The sequence below is a fragment of the Paracoccus aminophilus JCM 7686 genome (assembly GCF_000444995.1).
Taxonomy (GTDB): domain Bacteria; phylum Pseudomonadota; class Alphaproteobacteria; order Rhodobacterales; family Rhodobacteraceae; genus Paracoccus; species Paracoccus aminophilus.
Genome location: NC_022041.1, coordinates 2,528,881 through 2,550,272 on the forward strand (window position 1 = coordinate 2,528,881; position 21,392 = coordinate 2,550,272).

Here is a 21,392-nt window from a genome sequence, read left to right on the forward strand (position 1 = left end):
GAATTTGCCAAATCTTGTCATTTTATTGGAGGGCGGCCATTGACCCTCCCTGCAAGGCCCCTTAGTTTGCGCGGACTGTCGGCCGGATTCCCCGGCAATTGGTTCACTTGGCTATCTATACACGGAGAATGGGCACATGTCCCGAAGCATGACCGGTGCAAGAATGGTTATCGAAGCTCTGCGCGATCAGGGCGTCGATACGGTATTCGGCTATCCGGGGGGCGCGGTACTACCCATTTACGACGAGATTTTCCAGCAAAACGATATCCAGCACATTCTGGTCCGCCATGAGCAAGGCGCGGTCCATATGGCCGAAGGCTATGCACGCACCACTGGCAAGCCCGGCGTCGTGCTGGTGACCTCGGGCCCCGGCGCGACCAATGCGGTCACCGGGCTGACCGATGCGCTGATGGATTCGATCCCGATCGTGGTTCTGACCGGACAGGTCCCGACCTTCCTGATCGGCACCGACGGCTTCCAAGAGGCTGATACGATCGGCATCACCCGGCCCTGCACCAAGCACAACTGGCTGGTGAAGGACACCGATCAGCTGAGCCAGACCATCCACCGCGCCTTCCATGTCGCGACCACCGGCCGTCCCGGCCCGGTGCTGATCGACATCCCGAAGGACGTGCAATTCGCGACCGGCGAATATGTCGGGCCGAAGGGCATGGATCTGGCCTCTTATCAGCCGGCGAAGAAGGGCGATCTCGATCAGATCACCAAGCTGGTCGAGCTGATGGAAAAGGCCGAGCGTCCGATTTTCTACACCGGCGGCGGCGTCATCAACTCGGGTCCGGCGGCGAGCCAATTGCTGCGCGAGCTGGTCGAGGCCACCGGCTTTCCGATCACCTCGACTCTGATGGGTCTGGGCTCTTACCCGGCGACCGGCAAGGCCTGGCTCGGGATGCTTGGGATGCATGGTCTCTATGAGGCCAATATGGCGATGCATGACTGCGATCTGATGATCAACCTCGGCGCGCGGTTCGACGACCGTATCACCGGCCGCGTCGCTGATTTCAGCCCGGGCTCGGTCAAGGCGCATGTCGATATCGACCCGAGCTCGATCAACAAGATCATCCGCGTCGATGTGCCGATCGTCGGCGATGTCGGTCATGTGCTGGAAGATCTGCTCAAGATCTGGAAATCGCGCGGGCGCAAGACCAACAGCGCGGCGGTCCAGCAATGGTGGGTCCAGATCGAGCAATGGCGCGCGCGCAACTGTCTGGCCTACAAGGGCTCGGATCAGGTCATCAAGCCGCAATATGCGCTCGAGCGGCTGCATGAGCTGACCAAGCACCGCAAGCCCTATATCTCGACCGAGGTCGGGCAGCATCAGATGTGGGCCGCGCAATATCTGCATTTCGACGACCCGAACCACTGGATGACCTCGGGCGGTCTGGGCACGATGGGCTATGGCCTGCCGGCCTCGATCGGCGCGCAGGTTGCGCATCCGGATGCGCTGGTCATCAACGTCGCGGGCGATGCGAGCTGGCTGATGAACATGCAGGAAATGGGCACTGCGATCCAGTTCCGCGCGCCCGTGAAGCAGTTCATCCTGAACAACGAGCGTCTGGGCATGGTGCGTCAATGGCAGCAACTGCTGCATGGCGAGCGCTACAGTCAGAGCTGGTCGGACAGCCTGCCCGATTTCGTCAAGCTGGCCGAAGCCTTTGGCTGCAAGGGCCGTATGGTCTCTGATCCGGCAGAGCTCGACGAGGCCATTCAGGAAATGCTCGACTATGACGGCCCCTATATTCTCGACGTGCTGATCGAGAAGCATGAGAACTGCCTGCCGATGATCCCCTCGGGCAAGCCGCATAACGAGATGATCCTTTCGGAAGAAGCCACCGAAGGCGCCATTGTCGGAGCGGGCGGCGCGCTCGTCTAAGCGCGGAACCTGACCGACCCCGTCCGGGGGCAAGCCCCCCGGACTTTCCCACTTTCATCTAGCGAGGCCATCATGGCGGCATTGAATATTCAGCAGGGTGCAAGCAGCCACTCGGCATATGATCTTCGCGACCCCAATGCACAGGTCGAGGAACCCCATACCCTAGCGGTGCTGGTGGACAATGAATCGGGCGTTCTGGCTCGCGTCATCGGGCTGTTCTCGGGCCGTGGCTACAACATCGACAGCCTGACCGTGGCCGAGGTCGATCACACCGGCCACCGCTCGCGCATCACCATCGTCACGCGCGGCACGCCTTCGGTGATCGAGCAGATCAAGGCCCAGCTTGGCCGGATCGTCCCGGTGCACGAGGTCCATGACCTCACCGTCGAAGGGCCTTCGGTCGAGCGTGAGCTGGGGTTGTTCAAGGTGAAGGGTCAGGGCGACAAGCGTGTGGAAGCCCTGCGCATCGCCGAGATCTTTCGCGCCAATGTCGTTGATTCGACGCTTGAAACCTTCGTTTTCGAGATCACCGGCACGTCGGACAAACTGGATGCATTCGCCGATCTGATGCGCCCGCTTGGGCTTGTCGAGCTGGCGCGCACCGGCGTTGCCGCACTGGCACGGGGCGTCTAAGCGAGAGGCTGAGCCGAAAGGCTCAGCGCGCTTTTCCAGCCGTTTTGACGGCCATCAGGCTCGGGTGCTTGTCTGACGCATCCGATCCCGGGGCAACGCTGTCTTGCGAGGCAACCAGACGCAAAGCAGGGCGCCCCGCAGCGCCTACGACCTCTGAAGTCACAGTCTTCGAGGAAACGGTGTCCGACGGCGCAGAACCAGTGGAATCAGCCCGTCCCATGTCGCGCAAAATTTTGGGCAATTGGGTATAGCTATGCTCTTCAACCACGCGGACATTGAAGGCATGACGCAGGTCGTTGCGCATTTCGGTCTCAAGCGAGACCATATCACCCGCCTCGGGCCAGCCGCGACCGGCGACCAGCTTATCGGCCCCCTGCAGATAGGCCAAAGCGCCCTGATCCTCGCACCAGATCACAGCTTTCGACTTCGCCGCACTGCTCCAGACAATCACGCCGATCATGGACGCTCCCTGAATCAAAAAGGACCGGGGCTCATCCCCAGTAAGCAACAACTTGCCGATGCAACCTATCGAGAGCGCCCTCAAGACGGAAGAGTTTTTCAAACAAAAACGCTCTTTGTCTTGAGAGGATGACGGGACGTCACCAGCTGCGGATTCGCGTTAGGTGCACGAAATTTCTACTCTTTTTAGCACAGCGCTCCGGACTTGCACACCCAGGTTGCGTTGCTTTTGAGTTATCGGAATGCCCCGCTGCGGTAGTCCGAGACGGCGCGCGCAACCTGAGCCATTCGTGCTGCACGCGAAGGATGTGTCCCGAGAATACGATCTCCCGGATCGGGAATTCGCGCGAAGAACTGCGCGCCATGTTCAGGGTTGAAACCGGCATCCAGCGCGATAATCGCGCCCAGGTAGTCGGCTTCGAGCTCCCAATCCTTAGAGTAGTAGCGCGCGCCCATTTGCGCGCCCATTTCCTGCGCCGAACGAATCGCCGAGGCATCCGCGCCATAGGCGCTGGCCAGCCCACCAAGGATCACCGCCCCCGCCGAAGCGGCGCTCGATTTGCGGTTGATATGGCCGAGGATATGATGGCTTGCCTCGTGGCCCATGACGAAGGCCAGCTCATCGGCATTGCGCGCCTCTCCGATCAAGGAGAGCGTGAAGCCGATAATCGGGCGGCCGGTGCGGTCGATGGTCTGGAAGGCATTGGGCTCGAGGCCGGGACGGTCATCGACGACGAATTGGAAATCGCAATTGATCGGCTGGGTGCGGCGGCGCAGGCATTCCTGCTTCACCGCCGGTTCCATCTGGCGCACGACCTCGGCGAAACCGCGCGCGGCGCTGACGGGCGAGCGGGCAAAATCCGGCGCGGGTTGCGAGACCACCGCAGGCACAGGCCCGCCCGGCCCGGTCTGCGACACTGGCAAGGGACCGACGCAGGCTGAAACAGCAAGACTGAACGCCAAAACCGCGCCCGCTCTCAGAATTTTGCGCATCATCCCTTACCTCGCAACACTGTTCGTCGCTATGTATCCTTGACGGTCCCACCGCGCCAAGCCCAGCCTTTCGTCCTGCGCGGGCTTTCACGCAAATGTTGCCGATCTGAATGAGGAGACGCCAATGTTCACCATCGAGCATGATTTCGACGCCACGGTCATCACCTTGATCGACGAAGCCGGAGGCGAGGATCGCCCGCTGTTCGAGGATGTCACCATTCTCGCCTTCGACGACCGCATCATTCTGGAACAGGAAGACCCCGAAAGCGATGAGGTGGTGCGCGTGGCCCTGAGCATGCGTCAACTCGACGAGCTGCGCGCCGCGCTGAACCTGCCGGAAGGCAATTACCGGCTCGAACCCCGCTAATCGATCCGGAAAACCTTGTCGCGCCCGCTTGCCCCGCGCAAAAGCGTCAGCCGCGATTTCGCGATGCCAAGCGCCTTGGCCAGCAGCCGGACGACCTCGGCATTGGCCTTGCCGCCTTCGGGCACGGTGGTGACCGTGACCTTGATCACGCCCCCCTCACAGCTGACAGCATTGCGCGAGGCGCGCGGCGTGACCCGCACCTCAATCACATGGCCGTGTTGCACAAGATGGCTGAGATCGGTCATGCTTCCTTGAACCGAAACCCCACCGGAAAAGCAATGCACGCGACCGCCTTTCTCCACGACGAGCTCACGCTTTGGCACGGCGGCGGGGAGTATGCGCTGACCATGCCGGTCGGCGGTCTGGTCAAGCCCGGCGGCGGCCTGCCCGAAAGCCCCGAAAGCAAGCGCCGTCTGGTGAACCTTCTGCGCGTCACCGGGCTGATGGAGGCGTTGGCACTGCAAAGCGCCCCGCCTGCCCCGCGCGAAGATCTGCTGCGCGTCCATCCCGCCGCCTATCTCGACCGCTTCAAGGCGCTCTCCGATGCAGGCGGGGGCGAGCTCGGCCCGCGCGCGCCTTTTCTCAAGGGCGGCTACGAGATCGCGGCGCTCTCGGCGGGGCTTGCGACCGAGGCCCTGCGTCAGGTCCTGCGCGGCCAGGTGCGGCGCGCCTATGCGCTCTCGCGCCCGCCCGGCCATCATGCGCTGCCCGATCTGCCGAACGGCTTTTGCCTGCTCGCCAATATCGCCGTCGCCATCCGCGCGGTGCGGGCCGGGGGGCTCGCGCGCCGCATTGCCGTCGTTGATTGGGATGTCCATCACGGCAACGGCACCGAGGCGATTTTCCTCGACGATCCCGACTGCCTGACGATCTCGCTGCATCAAGAGCGGAACTATCCGCTCGACACCGGCGGGGCCGATGTCCGGGGCGCGCGCGGCAGCAATCTCAATATCCCGCTGCCGCCCGGCACCGGCCATGCGAGCTATCTCGAAGCTTTCGAGCGCATCGTCCTGCCTGCGCTTCGCCGTTTCGAGCCCGAAGCCATCGTCATCGCCTGCGGCTATGATGCCTCGGCGATGGACCCGCTCGGGCGGATGATGCTGGGCGCGGAGAGCTTCGGCGCCATGACCGCGCTTCTGGTCGAAGCAGCCGAGCAGCTCTGTCAGGGCCGTCTGGTCGCGGTTCATGAAGGCGGCTATTCTGAGGCCCATGTCCCCTTCTGCGGTCATGCGGTCGTGGCCGGACTTGCCGGATCCCCCATTGCCGCGCCCGACCCGCTCGGCGCCACCATCCGGGCCCGCCAACCAGCGCCGCTCTGGATCAATCACCTGTCGGCCTATCTTCGCGATCTGGCCCAAACTTTCGAGGTCTGAATGACGCATTCCAACCCCCAAGCTCTCGATTTCCTGCGCCAGCGCCGCTCGCATCCGCCGAAACTGCTCACGGGCCCCGCCCCCGACCGCGCCGAACTGCTCGACCTGCTCGACATTGCCGCCCGCGTGCCCGATCACGGCAAGCTCGAGCCCTGGCGCTTCATCGTGCTGGAGCGCACAGCCCTCGACCGGCTGGCCCCGGTGCTGGCCGATTTCGTCGCGGCTTCGGGCGGTGATGAGGCGATGATCGAGAAGGCGCGCTCGGCCTTTGCCTCGCCGGTGATCGTCGCGGTCGTCTCTTCGCCCGTCGCCAGCGAGAAAATCCCGGAATGGGAGCAGTTCCTGTCCTCGGGCGCGGTCTGCATCAGTCTGGTCAATGCCGCCCTCGCGGCGGGCTATGGCGCGGCCTGGCTGACCGGTCCCGCCACGCGCGCCGATTTCGCCGCCGCCCATCTCGGCGTCAAACCCGGTGAGCGCGTCGTGGGCCTTGTCCATATCGGCCAGCGCGGCGCCACCCCGCCCGAGCGCCCGCGCCCGGTCATCGCCGACAAGGTCAACTTCCTCGGATGATCGCGCAGGCGCTGATCCGCGGCTGGGGGGATCTGCTGCGACCACGCGTGTTCCGTGTGGTCCTGCTTGGCGTTCTGCTCACGCTGGTCTTGCTGGTGGTGCTGCAAACCGGGGTCTTCTGGGTGATCCGTTGGGTCGCGCCCGACCACTTCAGCCTGCCGTGGATTGGCCAGATCCCGGTCGGCGCGGCGCTGAGCTGGGGCTCGCTGCTCTTGCTGCCGGTGATGGCGTTTTTCCTGATGGCGCCGGTCGCCGCCGCCTTTTCGGGCCTTTTCGCCGAGCAGGTCGCGGTCGTGGTCGAAGAGACCCATTACCCCGACGCAAAGGGCCTGCCGCTCGATTTCTGGGACGGGCTGCTGGAAGCGGCAGCCGTCACCGGCCTTGTGCTGCTGATCGCGCTCGTGACATTGATCGCGACACCGTTTCTCGGCCCGCTTGCGCCGGTGCTCTTTTACGGCGCGAATGGCTGGCTGCTCGGGCGCGAGTTCTTCGCCATGGCCGCCCGGCGCCACCTGACGCCAGAGGCCGCCGGGGCCCTGCGCCAGCGCCTCTCTGCTCAGACGCTGGGGCTGGGCGTGCTGATCGCGCTGCTGCTGTCAGTGCCGGTTCTGAATATCCTGATCCCGACACTGGCCGCAGCCAGCTTCACCCATCTCTATCACCTCAGCCAAAGAGGCGGACGAGATCGGCGCGGGTGACGATATCGTCGAGGATGATCCAGGCAATCGCGCCCCACAGCACGGTGGTGATGATCGTCGCCATGATCGCCATGCGCTTGAGCGGCGGGTTATGCGGCGCGCCTGCGGGCGTGCCCGGCGTCACCTCGCCGACATCGGCCTGGCTGCGCTGGCCAATCGGGGCCAGCACAAAGAGGACCAGAAACCAGATCACCGCATAAAGAACGATACCGCCGGTCAGATTCATCAGATTTGCTCCAGTTCAATCAGGGTGCCGTTGAAATCCTTCGGGTGAAGGAACAGCACGGGCTTGCCATGCGCGCCGATCTTGGGCTCGCCGCTGCCAAGGACGCGCGCGCCCTGAGCCTTGAGCTGATCGCGCGCGGCGAGAATGTCATCGACCTCGAAACACATGTGATGGATGCCGCCCGAGGGGTTTTTGTCGAGGAAGCTCTTGATCGGGCTGTCATCGCCCATCGGGTAAAGCAGCTCGATCTTGGTGTTCGGCAGCTCGATGAAAATGACGGTCACGCCATGATCGGGTTCGTCTTGAGGCGCGCCGACCTTGGCGCCAAGCGTGGTGCGATATTGCTCGGCCGCTGCCGTGAGATCCGGCACGGCGATGGCAACATGGTTCAGACGTCCGATCATGTGATTTCCTCCGCTATATGGGCTCCTTCTAGGCCGCTGATCCGCGCAGGGGAAGCAAAACCCGTCACGCTTAACCGCTTCTTAGGGAAACCGAGTCATTCTTGAGAAAAGGGATTCTGGACGGAGTTGATCATGAATGGACTGGAAAACGCGGCGCAGGGGAGCGAGCTTCCGCTCTGGCGCGCGCCAATGCTGCCTGACCGTCCGCTGGCTGGGCTGACGGTGCTGGTGGTGGAAGATTCGCGCTTCGCATCCGAGGCGTTGCGGCTTTTGTGCCTGCGTTCGGGTGCGCGCATCCGCCGCGCCGACTCACTGCGCGCGGCGCTCAAACATCTGCGCACCTATCGCCCGACGGTGCTCATTGTCGATATGGGCCTGCCCGACGGCAATGGCGCCGAACTGATCCGCAGCCTGACCGCCAACATGCCGCGTCCGGCGGTGGTCTTGGGCATTTCGGGCGATCCCGCGAATGAGGCTGCGGCATTGGCGGCTGGGGCCGATGGCTTCCTGTGCAAACCGATCGAGCGGGTGGCGCAGTTCCAGCAAGCGATCCTTGCCGCTTTGCCCGGCGATCTGAATCGAGGCGGGATGCGGCTTCTGCCCGATGACATGATTTGGCCCGATCAGACCGCCTTGCGCGATGATCTGAGCCATGTCGCCGAGATTCTCGCGACCGCCACGGACACCGCGGCCATCGACTATATCGCGCGCTTCCTCGCTGGCATCGCCCGCTCGGCCCATGATCCGCAACTGGAAGAGGCTGCGCGCACGCTCGCCCGGGATCAGCGAGAAGGCCGCGCTATGGCCGCCGATCTTGCGCGGATCAGCGGGCTGGTTCACGACCGGTTGGACGCGGTCGGGCAGATCTAAGCCGAGGCAGATGCGTTCGAGACGGGGGAGGCGAACAGGACCCCGCTCAGGTCTCGTGCGACGGCCGGCTTGCCGCGTCAGACGCGGCCTCGGTCAAAACGGACAGGCGCAGCTTCTGGCGACCGTCTGCGTCGAAATTCTCGGGCGTGAGCCAGCTTTGATGCGCTTTCGCAAGCGGGGGCCAATCCTTGTCGATGATCGCCCACCAGGCGGTATCCCGATTGCGGCCCTTATAGATCATATGCTGGCGGAAGGTACCTTCGTAACGGAAGCCATAGCGTTTTGCCGCCGCCATCGAGGGCGCGTTCAAGGCATCACATTTCCACTCGACCCGACGATAGCCGTGATCGAAGGCCCAGCCGATCATCAGCGAAATCGCCTCGGTCGCGGCGGGGCTGCGCTGCATCGCGGGTGAAATCTCGATATGGCCGATCTCGATCACGCCGTGATTGCGGTCAATCCGCAGATAAGAGGCAAGACCGCCAATCCGCTCGCGGGCAAGATCGCGCAGGGCGTAAAAGCAGGGATCGGCTTTGGCCGCAGCTTCGGCCTGCCAGGCGCGATAGGCGCCGAGCGTCGCGAATGGGCCGTAACCCATGTAATCCCAGACCCAATCCTGCCCGGCATTCGCGGCATAAAGATCATCGGCATGACGCGACGGATCCAGCCGTTCCAGCGCGACATAGCGCCCGGCAATCACCTCGGGCCCCGGGGCGGGCGGCACGGTGAAATCGGTGAGCTTGGCCCCTATCGGTCGCGCCTGCATCCCTGCCTCCTGATGATCGGCCCTTTAGCCAAGAAACTTCGGATCCGTCCCCATATCAAGCCCGGCGAAGATCTGGCTCTCGAGCGCGCCGCGCTCGATCCCGTAAAGATTGCGCATGGCCCAAGCGGCATAAGCGCGGATATCGCCTGTCGGCATGAGATCGCGCCCGGCGTAAAGCTGGTTGTCCTGAAGCCCCGGCCAGTCGCCATAGGCCTTGCCGCCGCGGATCGCGCCGCCTGCCATCAAAAGCGCGCCAGCCGTGCCGTGATCGGTCCCGCCCGAGCCGTTTTCGCGGGCCGTACGGCCAAATTCGGTCATGGCGAGGACGGTGGTGCGCTGCCAATTCGCGCCAAGCCCCTCTTTCAGCGCCACGATTGCATCACCCAACCGCATGAGCGCGCGGCCCAGAACCGCCTCTTGCCGGGCATGGCTGTCCCAGCCCGGCAGCGAAAACGCCGCGATCCGGGTCTCGCCATTCAGCCGGCTCGCCGCGAATTTCGCCAATGCCTTGGCATCACCGCTTGGCCCCGGCGTCTTCATGCCTGGGGTCGTCTCCATCCCGAGATCGCTCGCATCCATCGCCGCGTCGCGAAACAGCGGATCGTCGTGATAGACCTGCTCGAGCAGAAGCTGGGCCTGCGGCGACAAGCTCAGATCGGCATCGGGCGCCCAGCTTTTGGCCTTGGCCTTGCCGCTGAGGATCTTCATCTCATCCGTGCCGACCGAATAAGCGGTTTCCGAGGTCGCGCCGGGCAGAATCTGCAGCAAGCGGTTCAGCCAGCCGCCGGTGCGCGAGATTTCGGGAATGTCATTGCCCGTGCCCGCCTCGAGCACATCCTGACCGTCGAAATGGCTGCGCTTGTCGCGGTAGGGCGTGGAGACCGCATGGGCGAAGGACAGCTCTCCAGCCTTCCAGAGCGGCATGAGCATCTCGAGCTTCGGATGCAGCGCGTAAAATCCATCAAGATCGAAGGCACCCTGCCCCGGCCCGACCGAAATCGTCTTGCGCAATTGGGCGAGCTGGCGATCGCCATAGGGCTGGAACACGTCGAGCCCGTCCATCGCGCCGCGCAAGATGATCACCACCAACCGATTCTCGCCCGGAGCCGAGGCAAAGGTGATCGTGTTCAGGAAGGGATGGGCCGCAACCGAGCAGCCGATCAGCGCGCTCCCGCGCAAAAACATGCGTCTGTTGAGCATGAACTCCCCCTAGCGCCGGTTGAAATCGTTCGAGGCCAAGATCAGCGCCACGCCCTCGCGCTCGCTTTCGGCCTTGGGCACGGCCCAGTCGAGCATCTCGGAGCGCGTGCCGCCAAGGCTTGCGACCAGCATGCCGCGCGGATCGGGCAGATCGGACATGACCCGGCGCGGCGCATCAAGCGACCAGTTGATGCGCGCGGCCAAAGTCTGCGGCGCGATCCAAGCCTCGGCCTCTTCGGGCCAGCCATTGGGCCCGATCGGGCTCATCCAGCGCTGCCCCATCCGCGTCAGCGGATCGACCAGAACCCGGTTCACCATGCGCTCGTCCCAAGCCAGAACCGTCTCGCCGTCGAGCCCCAGCGCCCGCAGCCCGGCGACAACGAAATCGAAGGGCTGGCGCGCCTTTTGGCGAAAGCTGTCGGCGAGGGCGGGATGGGTGATCAGCACGCGATAGACATCGGGCAGATTGCCCTTGGTCTTGCGCCAGACCGAAGCCATGGTCTCGACCACCGCCGGATCCGGCGTATCGCTGAGAAAATGCACCGCGAGCTTGTGCGAGATGTAATCCGCCGTCGCCGGATGGCGCGCGATGTCACGCAAGGCTTCCTGAACATCGCCAAGCTGCCCCGCGCGATTGCCGCCGTAGCTTTTGCCCAGAACCACCTTGGTCCCGGGCTCGGAGCGGTTCGCGTTGAAAGCCGCGCCTGCGCGGGGATTGTAGCTCAGGCCCGTCAGAAGCTCGGCCAGCGCGCGAACGTCCTTTTGCGTATAGCTCGCGCCCACGCCGATGCTGTGCAGCTCAAGCGCCTCGCGCGCGAGGTTTTCGTTCAGCCCGACCTCGATCTGCTTTTGCGCCCGGCTGATCGCGAATTTCGAATTCGGCCCGACGCTGCCGTTCTGGTTCAGATAGAGCAGCATCATCGGATGGGTGTCGGCGGCGATGAACATGTCTTCAAAGCGGCCATTCAGATGCGGCCTGATCGCCTCATCGACAAAGGCCGAGGCCAGCACTTGCTGGGCCGCGCCATCGCCGCGCACGGTGAAATGATCGGCCCAGAACTGAACCAGACGCTCGCCAAAACCGACCGGGGCCGTGACGCCGCGCGCCACCCGCCGCTGAAGGTCGCGCCAATTGACGCGGCGCAGATCACGCGCGTAATCGCCGTAAGCCGCTTTGGCCTCTTCGCTATTCGTGTTGCGCGCCTCTTGCGCGAGATCAGAGAGCTTGAGCTGGGCGGCCTGCGCCTCGGCCAAGCTCACCGCGTCGGGGCCGGGTCCGGCCGCGGCCACGCTGGCGAGCACCGCATCGACATCGGCGGGCGGCTTTTGATGCGGGGAAAGGCCAAAGCCCAGCCGGATCGCCGCGAGTTCGGGAAAGCCAAACTCCAAGGGAATTCCTCACTTTTCCGGGGGTCGCGCCCCCGGAAAAGCTATCGCATGATTTGACGCGGCCGTCAGATCACTCTTTCGGCAGCGCGCGCAGACGCAGCTCGCGCATTTGCTCGTTGGTGGGCTCGGAGGGCGCGCCCATCATCAGATCTTCCGCGCGCTGGTTCATCGGGAACATGATGACTTCACGGATATTCTGCTCATCGGCCAGCAGCATGACGATGCGGTCGATGCCCGCCGCACAACCGCCGTGGGGCGGGGCGCCGTAGCGGAACGCCTTGACCATGCCGCCAAAGCGCTTTTCGACCTCGTCATGGCCGTAGCCGGCAAGCTCGAAGGCCTTGAACATGATTTCCGGCGAATGGTTGCGGATCGCGCCGGAAATCAGCTCGTAGCCGTTGCAGGCGAGGTCATATTGGTAGCCTTTGATCGTCAGCGGATCCTGCGCATTCAGCGCTTCCAGCCCGCCCTGCGGCATCGAGAACGGGTTGTGGCTGAAGTCGATCTTGCCGTCGTCGCCCTTCTCATACATCGGGAAATCGACGATCCAGGCGAATTTGAACTGGTTCTCGTCGGTCAGACCGAGCTCGCGACCGATCTCGGTGCGGGCGCGACCAGCGACCGCCTCGAAGGTTTCGGGCTTGCCGCCGAGGAAGAAGGCCGCGTCGCCCTCGCCCAGACCAAGCTGAAGGCGGATCGCTTCGGTCGGCTCATGGCCCAAAGCTTTCGCGATCGGACCAGCGGCCTCGGTCGAGCCATCCTCGGCCTTGCGCCAGAAGATATAGCCCATGCCCGGCAGGCCCTGCTGTTGAGCAAAAGCGTTCATGCGGTCGGCGAATTTGCGCGAGCCACCGGTCGGCGCGGGAATGGCGCGAACCTCGGTCCCGTCCTGTTCGAGCAGCTTCGCGAAAATGCCAAAGCCCGAGCCGCGGAAGTGGTCGGAAACGACCTGCATCTCGATCGGGTTGCGCAGATCGGGCTTGTCCGAGCCGTATTTCAGCATCGATTCCGCGTAAGGAATGCGCGGCCAGTTCGTATCAACCGGACGGCCGCCGCCGAATTCTTCGAAGAGACCCTGAATCACCGGCTGGACGGTCGCGAACACGTCTTCCTGCTCGATGAAGGACATCTCGAGGTCGAGCTGGTAGAAATCGGTCGGCGAGCGGTCGGCGCGCGGGTCTTCGTCGCGGAAGCAGGGCGCGATCTGGAAATATTTGTCAAAGCCCGCGACCATGATCAGCTGTTTGAACTGCTGAGGCGCTTGCGGAAGTGCATAGAACTTGCCCGGATGCAGACGCGACGGCACGAGGAAGTCGCGCGCGCCCTCCGGCGAGGAAGCCGTGATGATCGGCGTCTGGAATTCGGTAAAGCCCTGATCCCACATGCGGTTGCGGATCGAGCGCACCACTTTCGAGCGCAGCATGATGTTGTTGTGCAGGCTTTCGCGACGCAGGTCGAGGAAGCGGTAGGTCAGGCGGGTTTCCTCGGGATAATCCTGCTCGCCAAAAACCGGCAGCGGCAGATCATCCGACGGGCCCAGAACTTCGGTCGCGGTCGCGTAGACCTCGATCTCGCCGGTCGGCAGCTTTGCGTTCACAAGGCTTGCATCGCGCAGTTTGACCTTGCCGTCGATGCGGATCACCGTCTCGGCGCGCAGCTTTTCCAGCGCGGCAAAGGCCGGGCTGTCGCTGTCGGCGATCACCTGGGTGATGCCGTAATGGTCGCGCAGGTCAATGAACAAAACCCCGCCGTGATCGCGGACGCGATGAACCCAACCCGAGAGGCGAACCTCGGTCCCGGCATTCGCGGCAGTCAGCTGGCCGCAGGTATGGCTGCGATAGGCGCTCATCGGATTTCCCCTGAATATTTCGGATTTGCATCAACATCTCCGGCGGGGGGAAGTCAAGCAATCAGAACGGGCGCACGGCATTGCCCGAGTAGAAATAGGCGCCCATCCCCACCGCAAAGATCATATTCCCGGCCAAAGCGTGGAGCAGCCAGGCTCCGGGGAAGCCGCGCTTGAGATAGATATGCGCGAACAGCCAGCCGCCGAAGAAGGTCATGCCGGCGACGATCCAGGACCAATACATCAGATGGGCGAGCGAGAAGATCACCGCATTGACCGCGATCGCCTGACGCTTGGTGCGGAAAAGCTGGCCGTAGCGGTGAAAGTAGAGCGCGCGAAAGATCAGCTCTTGCGGCAGGGCCGAGAGCAGCGGGTACAGCATCCAGATCAACGCGAGAAACCGCAGGCGCTGCGGCGAGAGGTTCAGCGCATAGCCCGGATGGGTCAGCCACATGATGCCCCAGCCGATCAACCCGACCAGAAGCGCGAAGATCAGATATTTGCCCCAGCGGATCTCGGACCAGCCCCGCAAAAGGCTGCGCCATTCAAAGCCGCCCGTCCGCCACAAAAGCGCCATCCCGAGCAGCGAGAAGGCGAAGAGCGCGAGAAACATCCGCCCGGGCGGCAGGAAAACGGCAACGCCGAGCGGCACTCCGACAAAGAGTGCCGCGAATTCGGCCCAAAGCCAGCCGCGCCTTATTGTGACCGGCGATTGAGCCATTGCTGCCATTGACCGCGGTTTCCTGCGAATGCGTTCAGATCGACTCGACCTTCAATGCCCGGAACCAGACCGGTGCCGGTATATTGCCAGAAGGACCAACGCTGGCCCGGATAGATCTCCGAGGGATGCGCCGCGACCGAGCGCAGCCAGAATTCAGCATCCACCCGGCCAAGGTTGTTGTCATGGTAGAAATCGACCGTGGTGTAGATGATCGGGCGCTGGCCGTAATAGCTGTGCAGCAGATTGATGAAGGAGCTCGCCTCGCGGCGCACTTCCTCGGGGCTCGGCTTATAGCGGCAGGTCTGGGATTTATGCGTCCATTCCAGATCGACGACCGGCGGCAGCGCACCGCGCTCACGCGGGACATTGGCGATATACCATGCGGCCTGCTCGGCGCCCGAGCGGCAGAAGTAATAGTAATGATAGGCGCCGCGCGGCACACCTGCGGCCCCCGCCTCTTGCCAGTAGCGCCGGAACGCCGGGTCGGAATGGTCTCCGCCCTCGGTCGCTTTGATGAAGGCAAAGGAAATCCCGGCCTGCCGGGCCGCGCGCCAGTCGATATTGCCCTGATAGCGCGAGATATCCATGCCATGGACCTCGTGGTTATAGGGATGCCCGCCCTTCCACAAATGGGGCGCGGCATCGCCGAGCGCGGGAACCGTGCCGCCGACATAGCCGCCGCCATATCCCCCACCCCGGTGAATCGCGCCTGGGTTGCGCGCACAAGCGGCGGCGGCGACCACCAACAGAACCGCCAGGATCCTTCCAAGAATTTTCATCGCTGCCCTCTGCTCGACGACGCGTTCGACGCGCTTTTGCGCGTTATGGCAAAGCCGCGAAAGAAAGTCACGCCAGCGTGACAGTCACGAATTGGTCAGAGCGGAAAACATGGCACGAATTGGCCAGATCCGGGGCGGCGCCCGCCGCCGCGCTCAACCGGGGATAAGCTTTCCCGGGTTCATGATCCCGTTCGGGTCGAGCGCGCGCTTGATGGCGGCCATGACGCCTCCGGCCTCGCCATGCTGCAGCGCCATCAGATCACGTTTGCCCAGCCCGATGCCATGCTCGCCCGAGATCGTGCCGCCGACCGCAATCGCCCGCTCTGCCATGCGGGTCGCGACGCGTTTGGCGGCGGCGAGCTCCTCGGCATTCTCGGGATCGAGCAGGATCGTCGCATGGAAATTGCCGTCGCCGACATGGCCGAGGATCGGGCCCAGAAGCCCCGCCTCGCGGATATCGTCGCGCGCGGCGGTGACGGCGCCCGCGAGCTCGGACATCGGCACGCAAATATCGGTGACCAGCGCCGTCGCACCCGGACGCAGCGAGAGACAGGCCGGATAGGCGCCATGCCGCATCTTCCACAGCCGCGCCCGCTCTTCCGCCGTGCTCGCCCAGTCAAAGCCGAGCCCGCCGAATTCGCCCGCAATCTCGCCAAAGCGCGCGGCATCGCCCCGCACGCTTTCGCCCGAGCCGTGAAACTCGACCAGCAGATGCGGCTTTTCGGGCAGCGTGGTCCCCGCGTAATGGTTAAAGGCGCGCGCGGTCTCGGCATCGACGAATTCGATCCGTGCCATGGGAATGCCGGACTGAATCGTCGCCGTCACGCAATCGACCGCGTGTTCCAGCGTATCGAAAGCGCAGACCGCCGCCGCGACATCCTCGGGCTGGCCCTGCAGGCGAAGCACCAGCTCGGTGATGATCGCGAGCGTCCCTTCCGAGCCGACCAGAAGCGCGGTCAGATCATAGCCCGCGCTCGATTTCGCCGCGCGCGAGCCGGCGCGGATGATGCGGCCATCCGCGAGCACCGCCTCGAGCGCCAGCACATTGTCGCGCATCGTGCCGTAACGCACCGCCGTCGTGCCGCTGGCGCGGGTCGAGGCCATGCCACCAAGGCTGGCATTGGCACCGGGATCGACCGGGAAGAACAGCCCGGTCGCGCGCAGATCGGCATTGAGCGCCTCGCGCGTCACCCCGGGCTGGACCACCGCGAGCATATCCTCGGGGCGGACCTCGAGAATCGCGGCCATCCGGCTGAGATCAAGCGTGATGCCGCCGTGAATGGCCAAGGCGTGCCCCTCAAGCGAAGTGCCGGTGCCCCAGCCGATCACCGGAATGCGGTTCGCGTTGCACAGGCTCAGAATGAACGAGACCTCCGCGGTGGTCTCGGGCCAGATCACCGCATCGGGCAGACGCGCGCGGTGAAAGGTCTCCGAGCCCGCATAATGGCTCAGATCTGCGGCCTTGACCGAAAAGCGCGCGCCAAAGGCGCTGGCAAGCTCATCTTGGACATGATCGGGAAGCGACATCGGAGAGACCTTCTGCTGGCGGGCCGCCGCGTCCGGACGCCCCTGCCCCTTAGTCACGAAAACCTCGGCCGCGTTCAATGGCCCACCGTCGCCTTTTTGCCGGTGATCGCCGCGAAAACCGGGCCGATGATCTTGGTCGCCACCGGGATCAGCACGAGGCCAAGAAGCACGCCGAAGATCCCGTCGAAAAAGGCGGTGACGGCCCATTCGACCACGCCCGCGCCGACCGGCATGGTCGCGCCCGCGCGGGCCGCGGTTGCGGTGATCCATTCATAGGGCTGATGCATGCCCAGATCGTGGAGCCCGTGGATCACGATATTGCCCCCAACCCAGACCATGGCGGCGGTGCCGACAATCAGCAAAAGCCGCATGAATCCCGGCATGATCCGCACGATCCAGCGCCCAAAGGCCGCGACCCCGGCGCGGCCCTTGCGCGCGAGATGCAGGCCGAAGTCATCGGCCTTCACGATCAGCGCGACAAAGCCGTAGACCCCGACGGTGATCAACACCGCGACGACCAGAAGGATCAGCGCCTTCATCCAGATCGGATCGCTTTCGGGGATGGTTGAAAGCGCGATGGTCATGATCTCGGCCGAGAGGATGAAGTCGGTCTTGACCGCGCCCGCCACCCGCTGCTCTTCAAGCGAGACCGAGCCATCGGCATTGACCTGCAGCTCGGCCTCGGCGCCGTGATCGCCGGGGCGCAGCGCGTGCCAGACCTTCTCGGCGCCCTCAAAGCACAGATAGGCCCCGCCGATCATCAGAAGCGGCGAGATCAGCCAGGGCGCGAAGGCCGAAAGCAGCAGCGCCACCGGCAAGAGGATCACGACCTTGTTGAAGATCGAGCCGCGCGCGATCTTAAGAACGATCGGCACCTCGCGGCTGGCGTCGAAACCATGGACATATTTCGGCGTCACCGCCGCATCGTCGATCACCGCGCCCGCGGCTTTCGCGCCCGCTTTGGCCGCCTGCCCCGCGACATCATCGACCGAGGCCGCCGCCACTTTCGCGATTGCGCCAATGTCGTCCAAAAGCGCGATCAGCCCCGTCATTTTGCAACCCTCGTGTCAAATCTCCGTCACTGAACGCGGCGGACTCCCTCTCGGTTACCACGAAACTGGCGCCAAAACTCCCCGCTTTGTCGTAGCCCTGCGACTTTCCGTGGTCTGAGTGGTCAGCCGACCTTGCACCCCTTTCGGGAATGTTCCAGAAAGTCGTGAATATTCGATAAAGGTGCGCCATGCTCGATAAAGATGCCAAACCGACCGAAGAGATCGACCTGCGCGAGGTCTTCGGCCTCGACAGCGACATGAAGGTCAAGGGTTTCGCCGAGCGAACCGAGCGCGTGCCGGAAATCGACCCGACCTATAAGTTCGATCCCGACACGACGATGGCGATCCTCGCGGGCTTTGCCTACAACCGCCGCGTCATGATCCAGGGCTATCACGGCACCGGCAAATCGACCCATATCGAGCAGATCGCGGCGCGGCTGAACTGGCCCTGCGTGCGCGTCAACCTCGACAGCCACGTCTCCCGGATCGACCTGATCGGCAAGGATGCGATCAAACTGATCGACGGCAAGCAGGTCACGGTCTTCCACGAGGGCATTCTGCCTTGGGCTTTGCGCAACCCGACCGCGATCGTCTTTGACGAATATGACGCGGGCCGCGCGGACGTGATGTTCGTGATCCAGCGCGTTCTGGAAGCCGACGGCAAGCTGACGCTTCTCGACCAAAACGAGGTCATCACGCCGAACCCGTTCTTCCGCCTGTTTGCAACCGCGAACACCGTGGGTCTGGGCGACACGACCGGGCTTTACCACGGCACCCAGCAGATCAACCAGGGCCAGATGGACCGCTGGTCGCTGGTCTCGACGCTGAACTATCTGAGCCATGACGCGGAAACCAATATCGTTCTGGCGAAGAACCCGACCTACAACACCGAGAAGGGTCGCAAGGAAATCAGCCAGATGGTCAGCCTCGCCGATCTGACGCGCACGGCCTTCATGCAGGGCGATCTCTCGACGGTCATGTCGCCGCGCACCGTGATCGCCTGGGCGCAAAACGCACGCATTTTCAACAACATCGGCTATGCGTTCCGCCTGACCTTCCTGAACAAATGCGACGAGCTCGAGCGCCAGACGGTCGCCGAATTCTACCAGCGCCTGTTCGACGAGGAACTGCCGGAAAGCGCGGCAGCCAAGGCTGGGTGATGCGGGATCCGATAAGAGAGTTTTCGGAGTTCTCGCGATCCGACGATGCTCTTATCGGAAAACTTGTCCGTGCCTTTGGTCTGTTGGAATCCGCAGTCAGTGAGTTGATTTTAACAATCTGTAAGGTTGCGCCTAGTTTTCTGGATGCGAAAGGTATCTCTAGCTCCGACGCGCTCTTAGGAAAATTGCTTAAATCTGGCATTGGCGGTATGTGCGGGTTCATCAAAGACTATGTTGAGAGCGCTTACAGCAACCATCCAAGGCTGAGAATGCTCAGCACCGACCTTGTTGAATTCGTCTCATCAACAAAGACTTTGCGGAACATTATTTGCCATGGTTCGTGGCAAATTCTTGGCCACGACCATCTCACATGCCGGTTTTGGTCCGATGCTGCTCGCGACCATGCTTCAAACTGCGATAGAGCCGATGCGCAGCCGTGGGAATATACTTACGCGCGCAGCGACTTACATACATACTCCACTGAAATCGTTACGATTTCGAGGCGGATACTGGAATTGAACGGGATCTTGTTGGACGGCATGTCCTCTCTCGAGAAGAATAAAGTGTGAGTTGGAGGGAAAATTCACCATGAAAAAATCCGACAACCCCGCCGATCCGTTCAAGAAGGCCCTGACTGAGGCCACGCGTGCGCTTGCCGAAGAGCGTGAGCTGAACGTCACCTTCTCGGCCGACCCTTCGGGGGTCGCGGGCGATACGATGCGTCTGCCTCAGGTCTCCCGCCGCATGACGCGCGAGGAAATCTTGCTCGCACGCGGGACGGCCGATGCTCTGGCGATGAAGCTGCGTCACCACGACAATGCGACCCATGCCAAATATGCGCCCTCGGGCCCGATGGCGCGCGAGCTTTACGAGGCGATGGAGACCGCGCGTTGCGAGGCGCTTGGCGCGCGTGACATGCCGGGCGCGCTTTCGAACATCGACGCCAAGATCGGCTTTGACGCCGAGCGTAAGGGCTATGCCCAGATCAAATCCGCGACCGAAGCGCCTTTGGCGGCGGCGGCGGGCTATATCGTGCGCGAAATGGCGACCGGGCGGAAACTGCCCACGGCGGCGCAGCATGTCGCCGATCTGTGGCGGCCTTTCGTCGAAGAACAGGCCGGGGGCGATCTCGAGGACATCAGCGCGGCCCTTGCCGATCAGACCGCTTTCGCGCGGCTTGCCCGCAAGGTCATCGCCGATCTCGGCTATGGCGATCAGCTGGGTGAGGACCCGGATGAGCCCGAGGACGATTCCGAGGACAGCGCCGAGCAGGAAGAGGAATCGAGCGACAACCAGTCTCGCGACCAATCCGAAGAGGATGATGCCGAGGCCGCGCCCGAGCAAAGTCAGGAGCAGCAGCAGGACGAGCGTCAGGCTCAGGTCAGCATGGACGACCAGTCCGACGAGGAAATGGCCGATGAGGCCGAATCCTCGGAAGCCGACACGCCCCCCGACCTGCCGCCGCCGGTCTCGGATGCCAGCATTGATTACCGCGTCTATACGCAGGAATTCGACGAGGAAATCCGCGCCGAGGATCTGGCCGAACCCGCCGAGCTGGAACGCCTGCGCGCCTATCTCGACAAGCAGCTCGAACCTCTGCGCGGGGCGGTCAGCCGTCTTGCCAACAAGCTGCAACGCCGTTTGCAGGCCCAGCAAAGCCGCAGCTGGGAATTCGACAAGGAAGAGGGCGTGCTCGATGCGGGCCGTCTGGCGCGGGTGATCGCGAACCCGACCACGCCGCTCTCGTTCAAGGTCGAGAAGGACACCGAATTCCGCGACACCGTGGTGACGCTTCTCATCGACAATTCGGGCTCGATGCGGGGCCGCCCGATCTCGATCGCGGCGATCTGCGCCGATGTCATGGCGCGCACGCTTGAACGCTGCCAGGTCAAGGTCGAGATCCTGGGCTTCACCACCCGCGCCTGGAAGGGCGGTCAAAGCCGCGAGAAATGGCTGGCCGAGGGCCGTCCGGCCTCTCCGGGCCGTCTGAACGATCTGCGCCACATCATCTACAAGGGGGCCGATGCGCCGTGGCGGCGCGTGCGTCCGAACCTTGGGCTGATGATGAAAGAGGGCCTCTTGAAGGAAAACATCGACGGCGAGGCGCTTGAATGGGCGCATCGCCGGATGGTGCGCCGCAGCGAGGCGCGCAAGATCCTCATGGTGATTTCGGACGGGGCGCCGGTCGATGATTCGACGCTCTCGGTCAATCCGGCGAACTACCTTGAAAAGCATCTGCGCGATGTGATCGCCATGGTCGAAAAGAAAAAGCAGGTCGAGCTTTTGGCCATCGGCATTGGCCATGACGTGACGCGCTATTACGAGCGCGCGGTCACGATCACCGATGTCGATCAGCTGGCGGGCGCGATGACAGAGCAGCTCGCGGCGCTGTTTGAATCCGATCCGCGCAAGCGCGCGCGCGCCTTGGGGATGCGCCGCGCAAGCTGATCAGCGCCTGAAAACGACGA

23 protein-coding genes are annotated in these 21,392 nt (G+C 63.4%); 10 read left to right on the forward strand and 13 right to left on the reverse strand.

Annotated features, from left to right (window positions below; genetic code table 11):
• The first annotated feature begins 136 nt into the window (after positions 1-136).
• Both JCM7686_RS12260 and ilvN read left to right on the forward strand, forming a co-directional pair.
• Complete coding sequence (locus JCM7686_RS12260; RefSeq protein WP_020951135.1) at positions 137-1,891, forward strand: acetolactate synthase 3 large subunit; 1,755 nt, start codon at positions 137-139, stop codon at positions 1,889-1,891.
• A gap of 72 nt (positions 1,892-1,963) precedes the next feature.
• Positions 1,964-2,524, forward strand: a complete 561-nt coding sequence (gene ilvN, locus JCM7686_RS12265; RefSeq protein ID WP_020951136.1) for an acetolactate synthase small subunit — start codon at positions 1,964-1,966, stop codon at positions 2,522-2,524.
• Between the two features lie 22 nt (positions 2,525-2,546).
• On the opposite strand, the gene JCM7686_RS23500 is transcribed toward ilvN, so the two are convergent.
• Both JCM7686_RS23500 and JCM7686_RS12275 read right to left on the reverse strand, forming a co-directional pair.
• Positions 2,547-2,984, reverse strand: coding sequence for a hypothetical protein (locus JCM7686_RS23500; protein WP_020951137.1), 438 nt, complete (start codon positions 2,982-2,984; stop codon positions 2,547-2,549).
• Between the two features lie 233 nt (positions 2,985-3,217).
• Positions 3,218-3,979, reverse strand: coding sequence for a M48 family metalloprotease (locus JCM7686_RS12275; protein ID WP_020951138.1), 762 nt, complete (start codon positions 3,977-3,979; stop codon positions 3,218-3,220).
• A gap of 121 nt (positions 3,980-4,100) precedes the next feature.
• Here JCM7686_RS12275 and JCM7686_RS12280 point away from each other — a divergent pair, with 121 nt between their 5' ends.
• Positions 4,101-4,343 (forward strand): hypothetical protein, encoded by a 243-nt coding sequence (locus JCM7686_RS12280; protein ID WP_020951139.1) that lies wholly within the window; start codon positions 4,101-4,103, stop codon positions 4,341-4,343.
• Here the strand turns inward: JCM7686_RS12280 and JCM7686_RS12285 are convergent.
• Positions 4,340-4,588, reverse strand: a complete 249-nt coding sequence (locus tag JCM7686_RS12285) for a DUF167 domain-containing protein (protein ID WP_041527336.1) — start codon at positions 4,586-4,588, stop codon at positions 4,340-4,342. The genes JCM7686_RS12280 and JCM7686_RS12285 overlap by 4 nt on opposite strands.
• A 33-nt stretch (positions 4,589-4,621) precedes the next feature.
• On the opposite strand from JCM7686_RS12285, the gene JCM7686_RS12290 reads away from it, so the two are divergent.
• The 3 genes from JCM7686_RS12290 to JCM7686_RS12300 are packed head-to-tail and all read left to right on the forward strand — an operon-like array spanning position 4,622 to position 6,984.
• Positions 4,622-5,716: a class II histone deacetylase gene (locus JCM7686_RS12290; protein WP_020951140.1), complete on the forward strand. Its 1,095-nt coding sequence runs from the start codon at positions 4,622-4,624 to the stop codon at positions 5,714-5,716.
• Positions 5,717-6,286, forward strand: coding sequence for a nitroreductase family protein (locus JCM7686_RS12295; protein ID WP_020951141.1), 570 nt, complete (start codon positions 5,717-5,719; stop codon positions 6,284-6,286).
• Positions 6,283-6,984 carry an EI24 domain-containing protein gene (locus tag JCM7686_RS12300; RefSeq protein WP_020951142.1) on the forward strand — a complete coding sequence of 234 codons (702 nt, stop codon included), beginning with the start codon at positions 6,283-6,285 and terminating at the stop codon, positions 6,982-6,984. Before JCM7686_RS12295 ends, JCM7686_RS12300 begins: the two co-directional genes overlap by 4 nt.
• Here JCM7686_RS12300 and JCM7686_RS12305 read toward each other — a convergent pair.
• Positions 6,950-7,210, reverse strand: a complete 261-nt coding sequence (locus JCM7686_RS12305) for a DUF1467 family protein (protein WP_020951143.1) — start codon at positions 7,208-7,210, stop codon at positions 6,950-6,952. The two genes, JCM7686_RS12300 and JCM7686_RS12305, sit on opposite strands and share 35 nt — an antisense overlap.
• Positions 7,210-7,614, reverse strand: a complete 405-nt coding sequence (gene mce, locus JCM7686_RS12310) for a methylmalonyl-CoA epimerase (protein ID WP_020951144.1) — start codon at positions 7,612-7,614, stop codon at positions 7,210-7,212. The genes JCM7686_RS12305 and mce overlap by 1 nt, the downstream gene beginning before the upstream one ends.
• A gap of 132 nt (positions 7,615-7,746) precedes the next feature.
• On the opposite strand from mce, the gene JCM7686_RS12315 reads away from it, so the two are divergent.
• Complete coding sequence (locus tag JCM7686_RS12315; protein WP_020951145.1) at positions 7,747-8,484, forward strand: response regulator; 738 nt, start codon at positions 7,747-7,749, stop codon at positions 8,482-8,484.
• 46 nt (positions 8,485-8,530) lie between these two features.
• Here JCM7686_RS12315 and JCM7686_RS12320 read toward each other — a convergent pair whose 3' ends face one another.
• The 8 genes from JCM7686_RS12320 to JCM7686_RS12355 form a co-directional block, all read right to left on the reverse strand.
• Positions 8,531-9,250 (reverse strand): GNAT family N-acetyltransferase, encoded by a 720-nt coding sequence (locus JCM7686_RS12320; RefSeq protein ID WP_020951146.1) that lies wholly within the window; start codon positions 9,248-9,250, stop codon positions 8,531-8,533.
• A gap of 24 nt (positions 9,251-9,274) precedes the next feature.
• On the reverse strand, positions 9,275-10,450 hold the full coding sequence (locus JCM7686_RS12325) for a DUF1501 domain-containing protein (protein WP_020951147.1): 1,176 nt from the start codon (positions 10,448-10,450) through the stop codon (positions 9,275-9,277).
• Positions 10,451-10,459: 9 nt separating this feature from the next.
• Positions 10,460-11,839 (reverse strand): DUF1800 domain-containing protein, encoded by a 1,380-nt coding sequence (locus JCM7686_RS12330; protein ID WP_020951148.1) that lies wholly within the window; start codon positions 11,837-11,839, stop codon positions 10,460-10,462.
• Positions 11,840-11,909: 70 nt separating this feature from the next.
• Positions 11,910-13,688 carry an aspartate--tRNA ligase gene (gene aspS, locus JCM7686_RS12335; protein WP_020951149.1) on the reverse strand — a complete coding sequence of 593 codons (1,779 nt, stop codon included), beginning with the start codon at positions 13,686-13,688 and terminating at the stop codon, positions 11,910-11,912.
• A gap of 61 nt (positions 13,689-13,749) precedes the next feature.
• Positions 13,750-14,415 (reverse strand): CPBP family intramembrane glutamic endopeptidase, encoded by a 666-nt coding sequence (locus JCM7686_RS12340; RefSeq protein ID WP_020951150.1) that lies wholly within the window; start codon positions 14,413-14,415, stop codon positions 13,750-13,752.
• Entirely contained in the window at positions 14,382-15,185 is an 804-nt protein-coding gene (locus JCM7686_RS12345) for a glycoside hydrolase family 25 protein (RefSeq protein WP_020951151.1), read from the reverse strand. Before JCM7686_RS12345 ends, JCM7686_RS12340 begins: the two co-directional genes overlap by 34 nt.
• 153 nt (positions 15,186-15,338) lie before the next feature.
• A complete protein-coding gene (locus JCM7686_RS12350) occupies positions 15,339-16,712 on the reverse strand; it encodes an FAD-binding oxidoreductase (RefSeq protein ID WP_020951152.1) in 1,374 nt (457 codons plus the stop codon).
• Between the two features lie 74 nt (positions 16,713-16,786).
• Entirely contained in the window at positions 16,787-17,764 is a 978-nt protein-coding gene (locus JCM7686_RS12355) for a DUF808 domain-containing protein (RefSeq protein ID WP_020951153.1), read from the reverse strand.
• A 188-nt stretch (positions 17,765-17,952) separates the two neighbouring features.
• On the opposite strand from JCM7686_RS12355, the gene cobS reads away from it, so the two are divergent.
• Genes cobS through cobT form a run of 3 tightly spaced genes read left to right on the forward strand, consistent with a single transcriptional unit; the run spans position 17,953 to position 21,372 of the window.
• Positions 17,953-18,924 (forward strand): cobaltochelatase subunit CobS, encoded by a 972-nt coding sequence (gene cobS, locus JCM7686_RS12360; protein WP_020951154.1) that lies wholly within the window; start codon positions 17,953-17,955, stop codon positions 18,922-18,924.
• Complete coding sequence (locus JCM7686_RS12365; RefSeq protein WP_020951155.1) at positions 18,924-19,493, forward strand: hypothetical protein; 570 nt, start codon at positions 18,924-18,926, stop codon at positions 19,491-19,493. Before cobS ends, JCM7686_RS12365 begins: the two co-directional genes overlap by 1 nt.
• Positions 19,494-19,512: 19 nt before the next feature.
• Positions 19,513-21,372, forward strand: coding sequence for a cobaltochelatase subunit CobT (cobT, locus tag JCM7686_RS12370; RefSeq protein ID WP_020951156.1), 1,860 nt, complete (start codon positions 19,513-19,515; stop codon positions 21,370-21,372).
• Positions 21,373-21,392 lie beyond the last annotated feature (20 nt).